The following is an 11,668-nucleotide window of genomic DNA, read 5'->3' as shown; positions in this document are numbered from 1 at the left end:
GGGGGCGGGGTCCTCGTCCGCGTCGCGCGGGGAGTCGAGCAGGTCGACCGCCATGACGTCGGCGAGCCGGGGGACGGTGACCTCGCCCAGTTCCTGCGCGGCGCGGGCCTGGTCCGCCGCCGAGCCGACACGCGAGCCGCTCTCGCCCGGCGGGCGCGGCCGGCCGGCGGAGTCCGGGGCGGGCACCTCCGTGGACAGACAGACGGCGCGCACCCGGCCGCCGGCGTCCTTCAGCGGGCTGAACATGGTGGTACGGCCGAACTCCGGGCCGAGCCGGGCCTGGGTTTCCTGCGGCCGGCCGGACTCCAGCGCCTGGCGCATCGACCGGTCGGCCTCCTCGCTCGCGGCACCGGGGAGGATGTGCGGCAGCCGCAGTCCGCGCATGGCGGCCTCGGGCAGGGCGAGGGCGTGCTCCATGCGGCGGTTGGCGCGCACGAGCCGCAGGTCGGCGTCGAAGATCGCCAGGGGGAAGGGGGACTGCAGGAAGGTCCACTCCTCCAGCGGTTCGCCGCGGGGCGGCCCGGGCCGGGCCGTCACGGCGCTCACCACGAGCCAGTCGGTGACGCCGGCGGCCGAGATCCGGCGGTGCGCGAGCACGCCCAGCTCCAGCAGCCGGCCGTCGCGGTGCCGCAGCGGGACGGTGCCGTTCCAGCGCTCGCGCCCGGCGAGGATCCGCCGGGCCGTCGAGCCGTCGGCGGCGAGCAGCGCGGTGGCCGGCCGACCGACGACGGCCGGGGAGTCGTAGCCGAGCAGCCGCTCCGCGCCTTCGCTCCAGCTCGTGAGGATGCCGTGCTCATCGATGGTGGCCGTGGCCGTGTATGTCGACTGTCGCTCCATCGCCGATCATCTCGCCCTTGCTCGGCATGCTCTACTGACCAGCATGATCCCGAGCCGCGCGGAGCACCAACGCAGTCACCATGGAAACGGCCACGGCGCGCCCCCAGCCGGTGCTAGCCGTTCGCCAGTGCCTGCACCCGGTCCAGGGCGCCGTTGAACTTGTCGTGGTCGCCGACCGTCGGGCCGGAGGAGGTGTACTGCCACATCGTGTAGTACGACCAGCCGGCCGGCAGCGTCCCCGGGTCCGAGGCGTACCGGGCGATCCACAGCGGGTTGTTGGCCGCGAAACCGCCGTAGTCGCCGGTGCACTGGGTCCACCAGCTGGTCGCCGTGTAGATCACGGGGTACCGGCTGGTCAGGGACTTGTACGTGGTGATGAAGTCGGCGATCCAGCTGACCATCTCGCTCGCGGTCCTGCCGTAGCAGGCAGCGCCGTACGGGTTCCACTCGATGTCGAGCGCGCCGGGGAGGGTCTTGCCGTCCTTGGACCAGCCACCGCCGTGGCTGACGAAATAGCTCGCCTGGGTGGCGCCGCTGGTGGTGTCCGGGGTCGCGAAGTGGTAGGAGCCGCGGATCATGCCCACGTTGTACGAGCCGTTGTACTGCTGCGCGAAGTACGGGTTCGTGTAGTACGTGCCCTCCGTCGCCTTGGTGTAGGCCCAGCGCACCCCGCTGCTCCACAGGGTCGACCAGGCGACGTTGCCCTGGTAGGCGGAGACGTCCACGCCCTCGGTCTGGGTGACGCCGGCGGAGGTGGGGGCTCCGTGCCGCCCGTCGTGCGCGGGGACGCCCATGCCCATGTAGGCGGAGCCGCGCCTGGGCGTGGTCGCGGCGTGGGCAGAGGTGAGAGGAAGGGTGAGGGAGAGCGCCGCGAGGAGGGCCGTGACGAGGACGGCGAGCGGGCGCGGTCGGACGGGACGGCCGGAGCCGGGTCTGTGCACGGACATGACGTGCCTCCGGGGAGTGGGGTGGAGGGAGGGGGAACGTGGCAGTGACCGTGTACCGATGCCGTACTGGCGTGGGCATGCCAGTTATGGCCTGATAAAGAAGCTACGCACGTAGATGACGGCGTGGGAAGGGGGTCCGGGCGCTGTCGTTGGTCTACGCCTGCGAAATACTTACAGAGCTGCGGCAATGACGACTTTTGGCAGAAACTTTCAGGACCGCGAAACCGAGCAGGGGTGCTGACGTGCACGAGGACGGAAACGGCGACGCACACAGCGGCGCCCACCAGGTGACGCCCAGTGGTGCAGACCAGGAATTCCTGGCACTGGAGCGGGAGTTGACCGTGCTGCTGCGGCGAGCCCGGGCCAACCAGGGCGAGATGGCCCGCGAGGTCCATCCCGACCTGGAGTCCTCCGCGTACGGCCTGCTCATCCGGCTGGACGAGTGCGGCGGCCAGCGGGCCACGGAACTCGCCGGCTACATCGGCGTCGGCAAGGCCACCATGTCCCGCCAGCTGCGGGCCCTGGAGGAACTGGGCCTGATCGCCCGCGAACCCGACCCCGCCGACGGTCGCGCCTGGCTCGTCACCCTGACCGACGAGGGACGCGGCCGGGTCGGCAAGGTCCGCGAGGCGCGCCGCGCCCGCTACGTCAGCCAGCTCGCCCACTGGGACCGCAGGGAGGTCGCGGAACTGGCCCGGCTGCTGAATCAGTTGAACGGCGTCATGGAGAAGTAGGGCGGAGCCGGACGAGCGCTCACAGCTCCACGTACACCACCGTCGCGTCGTCGTGCGTCTTGCTCCGCCGCAGGAACGCACGCTCCTCCCGGTCCGCAGTCTCCAGCTCCCGCACCCGGTCCACCAGCGACCGGGCGCCGTCCTTCGCGACCATCTCGAACAGGGCCCGCCAGTCGCCCTCGTGGAACTTCTCCGTCCAGCGGGCCGCACCGTCCGTCAGCGCGGCCAGGGCACGCACCTCACGGCGGGGCACGGTGCCGGCTACCGCGCGGGCGGCCACCGAGGGATCGGCGGCGGCCGTGAAGAAACCGCCCTCCTTGTTGCGCAGTGTGGCGTCCACCTGTGCCTCGGTGGCGAGCGCGGAGCGCGGCAGCCGGTCCAGCCGGTCGTCCAGGACCGGGGTCACCGTCCCGTCTGCACCCTGCAGCAGCAGCGCGGAGTCGGACAGCACCAGGTACTCGACCGCTTCGGCGGACCAGCGGGCCAGGGCGACAGTCGCCTGAGGAGTTCGCGGGTGAGAAAGTTCACAGGTTTGCGCATGGGCCCCGGCGGTGCGGCCGATCGCCCGCGCCAGGATCTCCGGGAGCGTCAGATCTCTGCTCGAAACGGTCAGTTCGGTCAGCGCGCCACCGAGCCGTGTGGTGAACCAGGGGACCGAATGCAGACACCCCGTCTCACCCTTCGGTGGAGTCACTCCGTCCAGGACGATCACGCAACCTCCCTGTCCGGAGGCGGGTAGTCCGACACCGGCGAAGTCCTCGTTGGGGCGGTTCGCGTCGCCGGGTTCCGAAACGAGATCAGTTCGCATCCGGCCAGTCTGCACGAGCCCTTCACAGAACTCGCCAAAGGCTGGCAACCGCCTTCGAATTGATGCGACCTCGCAGGTCAGGCGCCTGTTTTGGGAGGGAATGCGCCGCTCCGGCCAGGCGTGGTGGCGAATACTGCCAAAGCCTGCCGCGCGCGTCCAACCGGCGTGCCGCGCATGAGACGCGCCCGCTCCACGGGAACTTGCCCGCCAACTCTCCTCCGATGTTCACTCCTTCGGGTGGCGGGTCAGGTGATGAACGACCACTGCCCACCGGCGCTGGGAGGGTCGGGAACCGTACGAACCGGATGTAGGCACCACTTGGCACAGGGCTGACGGGGCGCCACCCGGGTCCTTGGGTAGACGAGTTCAGGAATGCGAGCACCGGTGCAGATGAAGCGGCCTCGGCGCACAGGCAGGCAGACGGCCCCCGAAGGGACCGTCCAGCACAACCCCGTGGGCACCGGCCGCCCCGTCCATGTGCGCACGCGGCTGATCGTCGCCGTCGCCGTGGTGGCCGCCGCCGTCGCGGGAGCCGGTGCGCCCTCCCTGCTCTCCGCCTCCCAGGACGTCAGCGACTCCCAGGACCTGGTGACGCTGTCCGGCCGCACCGAGGACGCCCTCGCCCTCGCGCACTCCCTGGCCGACGAGCGTGACGAGGTCACCTCCTACATCGCGGCAGGGCGGCCCCAGGCGAAGGCCCCCTCCGAGGACCGCAGCGCTCGGGTCGACCGGCAGGTCGAGGACCTGCGCGCCGAGAGCGACACCCCGGCGGACCTGCGAGGCGAGCTCGACGGCATCGCCGCCGTCCGGCACGACGCCCTCACCGGCAAGAGCAGCGCCCTCCAGGCCCACCGGGCCTACTCGGCGGCCATCACCGAACTGCACCGGCTCGCCGAGCAGCTGGCCGACCAGACACCCCCGCGGGCCGGGTCCGGCGCCCACGCGCTCGCCGAACTCGACTCCGCCGTCCAGCAGTCCGCCGCCGCCCGCGGTCTGCTGCTGGCCGCGCTGAACGTGCCGTCCGTCTCACGGACGGTGATCAACCCCGTCACCGGCCTGCCCAGCACGACCTCCACCGCCTCCGCGGCCGATGCGAAACAGCGCGACGAACTGACCGCCGCCGCCCAGCAGGCCCGGCTGCGCGCCGACGCGGCCCTCGCCGACTTCCGTGCCACCGCCCCCAAGACGGCCGTCGACGCCTACGACTCCACGGTCACCGGCTCCGACGTCAACTCGGCGGACAAGTACCTGGCCACGCTCACCGACCAGCCGACGCTGGCCGACAGCGAGCTGACCACCAGCACCAAGAAGCTGGACGCGGCCCTGTCCGCCCGCGTCGACCTGATGCGCGGCGCCGAATCGGCCCTCTACGACCACCGCACCAAGGACCTGGCGAAACTCCGGGACGACGACGTCACGGCCCTGGAGATCCGCATCGCCGTGCTCGGCGCCCTGATGCTGGTGGCCGTCGGCCTCGCCACGGCCATGGCCCGCACGCTGACCCGCCCGCTGTCCGTCCTGCGGCGCGGCTCGGCCCGCCTGGCGGAGTCCGCGGACCCGGCCGCCCAGGAGCCGATCGCCTTCACCGGCCGCAACGACGAGTTCGCCCAGGTCGTCCGCTCGGTCAACGCCCTGCACGCACACGCCGTCGCCCTGCGCGAGCAGACCGTCACCGCGCACGAGCGGGTCACCACCCTGGAGACCGACCGCAAGCACCTGGTCGGCCAGCGCCAGAAGATGGCCGACGCCCGTGAGGCCCTGCAAGCCGAGCTGAGCCAGGCCGCCGAGCAGCTGGAGCGGCTGCGCACCAGCATCGGCAACACGTTCGTGAACCTCTCGCTGCGCACCCTCGGCCTGGTCGAACGCCAGCTCGCGGTGATCGAGGGCCTGGAGGAACGCGAACACGACCCCGACCGTCTCGCCACCCTCTTCAAGCTGGACCACTTCGCCACGGTCATGCGCCGGCACAGCGAGAACCTGCTGGTGCTGGCCGGCGCCGAGCACGTCCAGCAGCACCACGGCTCCGTTCCGCTGGTCGACGTGGTCCGGGCGGGCGTCAGCGAGATCGAGCGCTACGAACGCGTCCGCATCGCCGCGCTCCCGCCGCACGCCCACGTGGCGGGCTTCGCCGCCGACGACCTCTCCCACCTGCTGGCCGAACTGATGGAGAACGCCACCTCGTTCTCCCCGCCGGAGCTGCCGGTGGAGGTCTCCGGCTGGCTGCTGGAGAGCGGCGAGGTGATGCTGTCCGTCCAGGACGAGGGCATCGGCATGGCGACCGACCGGCTGGAGCGCCTCAACACCCGCCTCGCCGACTTCGACCCCGAGTCGCCGTACGACCAGGAGGCCGCGGACGGCCTCGGCCTCGGCCTGTACGTCGTCGCCCGGCTCGCCCACCGCCACGGTGTCCGCGTTCAGCTGCGCGAGCAGAAGCAGGGCGGCATCGCCGCGGTCGTCGTCCTGCCGGCCACCCTCCTGGCCGAGGCCCCGCCGGCCGCGCTGCCCCCGCAGACCACCTCCATGAGCTCCACGGCCGCCTTCTCCCTCCCGGGTGCCGACGCCGAGGTCAACTCCAACGTCCTGCACGGCCGCACCAAGGACACGGACCTGTTGGTCGCGTTGGCGGAACGCGCGGTCCGGGACGCCGCCGACGCCCCCGAAGGCCCGGCAGAGCCCACGGAGCCCGCAGAGCCGACGGTCCCGACGGGTCATGCTGCCGACGTCCCGTCGGAGCACGCGGTCCACGAACAGGCCGCCCCGGTCACCCAGGACACGGAAACCCGCCCGAAGGCTCCGCCGGAAACGTTTGCCGAGTCGACGATGGAGCTCCTGCTCCCGGACATCACGGCGGACTCCAGGCCGGATCCCATGGCCGGCGAGACGGATCCGACGGCCGGCGCCGACATGGCGGATCCCAGGGCCGGGGCCGGTAGGACAGATCTGACGGCCGGCATGGCAGGTCCCACGGCCGACCGAGCGGGCTCGGCACCCATGGACCCGGCGGCCGCCGATGGCGGGGACGCCCCACAGGGGCCACCCGCACCCGGCGACGAAAGTGGTACGGGTGGTGCGCGTGGGAGCGAATTCCCCGACGAAGGCGAAGCCGAGGCGGTCACGGCCAAGGGCCTCCCCAAGCGCACACCCAAGATCACCGCACCAGAGCAGGCTCCGCGCCAGCGGACCGGCACTGTCGACGCCGAAGCCCTCCGCAGGAGACTCGGCGGCTTCCGCCGCGGCGCTCAGGCCGGCTACCACGACGTCGAGGCGGAGATCGCCGAACAGACCGGCGAGTTCAGGACACCAGCTACGGGGGGCACCGTCGAGGAGGCAAGCAGTTGACCGCGCCCAGTACCTTCGGACTGAGCAGTGAGGCCCGCAACCTGCACTGGCTGCTGACCAACCTGGTCGAGGAAGTCCCCGGCATCCAGTCCGTCGCCGTGGTCTCCTCCGACGGCCTGCTCCTGCTCTCCTCCGACCCCGCCCGCACTGCGGAATCCCGCGAAAGGCGCCCGGCGAAGGGTCCGAGGGGCTCCTCCGCAGACCTCGCCACCATCGTCTCCGGCATCGGCAGCCTTACCGTCGGCGCCGCCCGGCTGATGGAGTTCGGCGGGGTCAAGCACACGATGATCGCGATGGAGGAGGGCAGCCTGTTCGTGATGTCGATCAGTGACGGTTCGCTGCTCGGCGTGCACGGTTCCGCCGAGTGCGACATGAGCGTGGTGGCGTACCACATGGCGCTGTTCGTCGGCCGCGCCGGCCACGTACTGACCCCCGAACTCCGCAGCGAGCTCCGGAAATCACTGGAGTCCCAGGAACCGCGGTCGACGGGGAGCACCCGATGAGCGGCACGCCCGAGAAACTCCCCGTGCGCGGCGGCGACCGCAAACCCGCCCGCGTCCGCCCCTACTCGCTCACGGGCGGCCGTACCCGCTTCGGCCACGTCCTCCTCGTGGAGACGTTCGTGGCGGCGCTCGAAGCCCCGGAAGAGCGCAAGGAACTGATGAATGGTTCCCTCACGGGTTCACAGGGCCGTGTCATGCCGGAGATGCGGGCCATAGTCGAACTGTGCCGCCGTATGCGCACGGTGGCCGAGATCGCCGCGCTGCTGAAGATGCCGCTCGGCGTGGTCCGCGTGCTCCTGAGCGACCTCGCGGACCAGGGAAAGATCCGTGTGTACGGCACCGGCACCGGTCACGGCACCGGCCGCCCGGACCGCGCGCTGCTGGAAAGGGTGCTGAGTGGACTCCGCCGTCTCTGACGCCGCCGCCTCCGCCGTCGGAGGCACCCCTCGCGTCGCCGGATTGACCGAGCCCGACGAGGACCTGAGGTCCTGGCAGACGGACCGCACCCGCGCCCCCATCGCGACGAAGATAGTCGTGGCGGGAGGCTTCGGTGTCGGCAAGACAACCCTCGTCAGCTCCGTCTCGGAGATCACGCCCCTGCAGACCGAGGCGCTGATGACCGAGGCGAGCGAGGAGACCGACGACCTCACCTCCACGCCGGGCAAGCTCACCACCACCGTGGCCATGGACTTCGGCCGTATCACGCTCGACGACGACCTGGTGCTCTATCTGTTCGGCACGCCGGGCCAGCAGCGGTTCTGGTTCATGTGGGACGACCTGGTGCGTGGCGCGATCGGTGCGGTCGTGATGGCCGACACCCGCCGTCTGAAGGACTGCTTCCCCGCGCTGGACTACTTCGAGAGCTGCGGGCTGCCGTACGTCGTCGCGGTCAACCATTTCGACGGCAGCGAGCTGTTCGAGCCGGAGGACGTACGGGAGGCGCTGACGATCCCCGCGCACGTCCCTGTCATGATCATGGATGCGCGGCGTCGTATTTCGGTCATCGAGACACTGCTGGCCCTGGTCGGCCACGCGCTGGACGAAACCCCCGAGTAGTCCCCGAGCAGTACCCGTTAGGAGTCCCCACCCGCATGCGGAAGATACTCGTCGTCGGAGCCGGCCAGTCCGGCCTCCAGCTCGCCCTCGGCCTGCAGTCGCACGGCTACGAGGTCACCCTGATGTCGAACCGGACCGCGGACGAGATCCGCACCGGCCGGGTCATGTCGACGCAGTGCATGTTCCACACGGCGCTGCAGCACGAGCGCGACCTCCAGCTGAACTTCTGGGAGTCCCAGGCCCCGAAGATCGAGGGACTCGGCGTCTCGGTCGCGGCCCCCGGCTCGCACGACCCGGGCCCCACCCAGCGGGCGATCGACTGGGTGGGCGCGCTGGACGGGTACGCGCAGTCGGTCGACCAGCGGGTGAAGATGGCCGGCTGGATGGAGACCTTCGCCCAGCGCGGCGGCCAGCTGGTCATCCACGGCGCGGCGGTCGGCGACCTCGACTACTTCTCCCGCACCTACGACCTCGTCCTGGTCTCGGCCGGCAAGGGCGAGCTGGTCCAGATGTTCGGCCGTGACGCCTCGCGCTCCCCGTACAGCGAGCCGCAGCGCGCCCTCGCGGTGGCGTACGTCCACGGGCTCGGCCCGCGCCCCGAGCACCCCGAGTTCGACGCGGTCCGCTGCAACCTGGTCCCCGGTGTCGGCGAGCTGTTCATCATGCCGACGTTCACCACCTCAGGCCGCGCGGACATCCTCTTCTGGGAAGGCATACCCGGCGGCCCCCTCGATGTCTTCAACGGCGTCAAGGACCCGGCGGAGCACCTCTCCCTGACCCTGGAACTCATGGAGAAGTTCACGCCCTGGGAGTACGCGCGGGCGACGAAGGCCGAACTGACCGATGCCGGTGGCACGTTGGCGGGCCGCTACGCGCCGACGGTCCGCAACCCCATCGGCCGCCTCCCCGGCGGCGGTCTGGTCCTGGGTGTCGCCGACGTCGTCGTGGCCAACGACCCGATCACCGGCCAGGGCTCCAACTCGGCGTCCAAGTGCGCCGCCGCCTACCTCGCCTCGATCCTCGAACACGGGGACCAGGAGTTCGACGAGGCCTGGATGCAGGCGACGTTCGACCGGTACTGGGCGACGGCTCAGCACGTCACCAAGTGGACCAACGCGATGCTGGCGCCGCCGCCGGAGCACATCCTGAACCTCATCGGCGCGGCCGGCCAGCTCCAGCCGGTGGCCGACCGGTTCGCCAACGCGTTCAACGACCCGGCCGACTTCGAGAACTTCTTCTACGACCCCGAGAAGACCGGCGCCTACCTGGCCTCGGTCTCCGGGGCCTGATCCGGGCGTACCGCGCCGAGTACCGGATAGGACGCCAGCGGGGAGACCTTCACCGTCTCGCCCGTTCTCGGCGCCTGCACGACCTCGCCGCCCCCCACGTACATCGCCACATGCGTGGCCTCGGGGAAGTAGATGACGAGGTCACCGGGCCGCAGCCGGCCGAGAGGGATTCTTCGCAGCAGTTGCCACTGTTCCTGGCTGGTGCGGGGGATGGGGGTGCCCGCGTGCTCCCAGGCCTGTGAGGTGAGGCCCGAGCAGTCGTACGCGCCCGGGCCCTCGGCGCCCCAAGCGTACGGCTTGCCGAGCTGGTCCATGGCGTAGCGGACCGCGCGGCCGCCCTCGGCGGAGGCGGTGTGTTCCGTGGGCAGGACCCCCGAGGCGGCGAGCTGCTGCTGGGCCGCGGCGACACCCTGCTGCTCCATGGCGGAAATCGCGGCCAGCTGGGCCGGGGTGAGAGAGGCCAGCAGGCGTTCCACGGCGGCCAGCCTGGTCCGGACATCGTCGCGCTGCCTCTTCTGCTGGTCGGCGAGGGTCAGCTGGGTGTCCAGAGCCGTGCGGGCGGCCCGGGCCAGGGCATCCTTCCGCTGCTCAGCGGCGGTCAGCCGGCTCACCGTCCGGGCCTGCTCGCGCGCCAGTTCACCGATGACATGCCCCTCGTCCAGCGCGTGCTGCGGGTCGGGGGCGAGGAGCACCCGGACGTACGGGCCGAGGCCGTCGGCGTCGCCGCTCTGGTACTGGCGGCGGGCCAGCCGGCCGGCGTCGGCCCGGCTGTCCTGCAGGGCGAGCCGGGCGCGGACCAGTTCGCCGTCGAGCCGGTTCACCTCGGCGCGCTGCCGCCGCAGTCTCTCCGCGGTGGCGTTGTAGGTCTCGGTGGCCTGTTCGGCCTGCCGGTACAGCTGCTGAAGATCTGTCAGCAACTGGGACACGGACCGCTGCGGGCGCGGTGCGGCTGCGGCGGGTACGGGCGCGAGGACGGCCTGGGCCGCCAGCGCGGCCGTACAGGCCAGGCGCGGAAGCGTTCCTGACACGTCATCACCTCGGGTGCAGGGAGGAGGGCGGCTGTTCGCCTCCTATCGCACCGCGATAATCAGATGTAGTACGTGCGAGGCGCGCGCCTGGCGTACACCTGTCACCCGTTTGCCTCGTCCGGCTTGCCGGACGGCGGAGCGGCTGGTGGGGTGGCGGGCTTCGACCAGGGCCACCGGAGCCGTCCGCCGGAGGTGTCGTCCGGGTCGTACTGGTACTTCCACCCCTGGATCAGACCCAGCCGCCTGCTGTGCCCGCGCGGCACGCGGCGGTAGACGAGCATCGTGGCCGGGCCGCCGTCCGGGTCCGGGACGGGAATGCGGTACGTCTTCGGAGGGTGCCCGGTGGGCCCGAGCATGACGGGCAGCACGCGCCCGTCCATGGGGCCGCCCTCGAAGGGGGTGTCCTGACTCTTCACCGCTTCAGTCTCGGCCATCCTCGGCGAGCGCGCCGATGACGGCGGCCGTCTGCGGGTCCCGGCTCGCGGTGACGGTGAGTACGGCCACGAACTGTTCGACCAGCCAGTCGCGCAGCTCCTCGACCGGGGGCTGCTTGTCCTCGTCCAGCCAGATCAGGGAGGCCGCCTCGACGGCCGTGATCCAGGTCCGTACGGTCATGCGCAGCCGTGCGCCGGGGTCGGCGACGCCGAGGTGGCGGTAGATGTGCTCGGCGGCGGCCCGGCGGACCCCGTCCACGATGGCCGTGGTCCGCGAGGTCTCCACCACGCTGCCGCCCTGCAGCAGCGCGCTGAAGCCGGTGTCGTGCTCGTCGACGAAGCTCAGATAGCGGTCCAGGGCGCGGGAGAGGCGGGACAGCAGGGGGCCCTGGCGGGGCTCGTCGAAGCAGTGCTGCAGCTCCTCGGCGGCGGAGCGCAGCGCGGCCTCGTACAGCTGCTGTTTGCCGCCCGGGAAGTACCGGTACACCAGGGGGCGCGAGACTCCGGCCGCCTCCGCCACGTCGTCCAGCGACACGTCTTCCGGTGCCCGGTGCGCGAAGAGTTTCAGGGCGGCCTCGAGGAGCTGACTTCGTCGCTCCTCGACGCTCAGGCGACGGTAGGCGGGGGTGGCGGACGGGGTCATGGCCGTCAGCCTAATCGCCGTAGGGGTGCGGGGACGTCGGCGGCTGCGGG

12 protein-coding genes are annotated in these 11,668 nt (G+C 71.4%); 6 read left to right on the top strand and 6 right to left on the bottom strand.

Features of this window, described 5'->3' with window-relative positions; all coding sequences use genetic code 11:
• Positions 1-837 (bottom strand): PAS domain-containing protein (locus tag M878_RS63000; RefSeq protein ID WP_023546809.1); only part of this gene is annotated, 837 nt, incomplete at its 3' end.
• 113 nt (positions 838-950) lie between these two features.
• Positions 951-1,784 (bottom strand): lysozyme, encoded by an 834-nt coding sequence (locus tag M878_RS62995; RefSeq protein WP_023546808.1) that lies wholly within the window; start codon positions 1,782-1,784, stop codon positions 951-953.
• A gap of 242 nt (positions 1,785-2,026) precedes the next feature.
• On the opposite strand from M878_RS62995, the gene M878_RS62990 reads away from it, so the two are divergent.
• Positions 2,027-2,518, top strand: a complete 492-nt coding sequence (locus M878_RS62990; protein WP_023546807.1) for a MarR family winged helix-turn-helix transcriptional regulator — start codon at positions 2,027-2,029, stop codon at positions 2,516-2,518.
• 19 nt (positions 2,519-2,537) lie between these two features.
• On the opposite strand, the gene M878_RS62985 is transcribed toward M878_RS62990, so the two are convergent.
• Entirely contained in the window at positions 2,538-3,326 is a 789-nt protein-coding gene (locus M878_RS62985) for a protein phosphatase 2C domain-containing protein (protein ID WP_031224864.1), read from the bottom strand.
• A gap of 372 nt (positions 3,327-3,698) precedes the next feature.
• Between M878_RS62985 and M878_RS62980 the strand changes: the two genes are divergently transcribed.
• Genes M878_RS62980 through M878_RS62960 form a run of 5 tightly spaced genes read left to right on the top strand, consistent with a single transcriptional unit; the run spans position 3,699 to position 9,513 of the window.
• Positions 3,699-6,665: a sensor histidine kinase gene (locus M878_RS62980; protein WP_209445520.1), complete on the top strand. Its 2,967-nt coding sequence runs from the start codon at positions 3,699-3,701 to the stop codon at positions 6,663-6,665.
• The gene (locus M878_RS62975; protein WP_023546804.1) at positions 6,662-7,168 is read left to right on the top strand and encodes a roadblock/LC7 domain-containing protein; all 507 of its coding nucleotides are present in this window, start codon (positions 6,662-6,664) and stop codon (positions 7,166-7,168) included. The genes M878_RS62980 and M878_RS62975 overlap by 4 nt, the downstream gene beginning before the upstream one ends.
• Positions 7,165-7,584: a DUF742 domain-containing protein gene (locus M878_RS62970; RefSeq protein WP_023546803.1), complete on the top strand. Its 420-nt coding sequence runs from the start codon at positions 7,165-7,167 to the stop codon at positions 7,582-7,584. The genes M878_RS62975 and M878_RS62970 overlap by 4 nt, the downstream gene beginning before the upstream one ends.
• Positions 7,565-8,224 carry a GTP-binding protein gene (locus tag M878_RS62965; RefSeq protein WP_023546802.1) on the top strand — a complete coding sequence of 220 codons (660 nt, stop codon included), beginning with the start codon at positions 7,565-7,567 and terminating at the stop codon, positions 8,222-8,224. The genes M878_RS62970 and M878_RS62965 overlap by 20 nt, the downstream gene beginning before the upstream one ends.
• 35 nt (positions 8,225-8,259) lie before the next feature.
• Positions 8,260-9,513 carry a styrene monooxygenase/indole monooxygenase family protein gene (locus M878_RS62960; RefSeq protein WP_023546801.1) on the top strand — a complete coding sequence of 418 codons (1,254 nt, stop codon included), beginning with the start codon at positions 8,260-8,262 and terminating at the stop codon, positions 9,511-9,513.
• Here the strand turns inward: M878_RS62960 and M878_RS62955 are convergent.
• The 3 genes from M878_RS62955 to M878_RS62945 all read right to left on the bottom strand — a co-directional run bounded on the left by M878_RS62955 (position 9,486) and on the right by M878_RS62945 (position 11,618).
• A complete protein-coding gene (locus M878_RS62955) occupies positions 9,486-10,541 on the bottom strand; it encodes a C40 family peptidase (protein ID WP_023546800.1) in 1,056 nt (351 codons plus the stop codon). The two genes, M878_RS62960 and M878_RS62955, sit on opposite strands and share 28 nt — an antisense overlap.
• Positions 10,542-10,642: 101 nt before the next feature.
• The gene (locus M878_RS62950; protein WP_023546799.1) at positions 10,643-10,957 is read right to left on the bottom strand and encodes a hypothetical protein; all 315 of its coding nucleotides are present in this window, start codon (positions 10,955-10,957) and stop codon (positions 10,643-10,645) included.
• 4 nt (positions 10,958-10,961) lie between these two features.
• Positions 10,962-11,618 carry a TetR/AcrR family transcriptional regulator gene (locus M878_RS62945; protein WP_023546798.1) on the bottom strand — a complete coding sequence of 219 codons (657 nt, stop codon included), beginning with the start codon at positions 11,616-11,618 and terminating at the stop codon, positions 10,962-10,964.
• Between the last annotated feature and the right edge of the window lie 50 nt (positions 11,619-11,668).

The organism is Streptomyces roseochromogenus subsp. oscitans DS 12.976 (assembly GCF_000497445.1).
GTDB classification, from domain to species: Bacteria; Actinomycetota; Actinomycetes; order Streptomycetales; family Streptomycetaceae; genus Streptomyces; species Streptomyces oscitans.
This window is presented reverse-complemented; position numbering and strand designations above follow the sequence as displayed.

Coding starts and splice junctions, on each gene's coding strand:
- M878_RS62970 (WP_023546803.1), top strand. CDS start 7,165: ATGAGCGGCACGCCCGAGAAACTCCCCGTGCGCGGCGGCGACCGCAAA.
- M878_RS62985 (WP_031224864.1), bottom strand. CDS start 3,326: ATGCGAACTGATCTCGTTTCGGAACCCGGCGACGCGAACCGCCCCAAC.
- M878_RS62945 (WP_023546798.1), bottom strand. CDS start 11,618: ATGACCCCGTCCGCCACCCCCGCCTACCGTCGCCTGAGCGTCGAGGAG.
- M878_RS62960 (WP_023546801.1), top strand. CDS start 8,260: ATGCGGAAGATACTCGTCGTCGGAGCCGGCCAGTCCGGCCTCCAGCTC.
- M878_RS62980 (WP_209445520.1), top strand. CDS start 3,699: ATGCGAGCACCGGTGCAGATGAAGCGGCCTCGGCGCACAGGCAGGCAG.
- M878_RS62995 (WP_023546808.1), bottom strand. CDS start 1,784: ATGTCCGTGCACAGACCCGGCTCCGGCCGTCCCGTCCGACCGCGCCCG.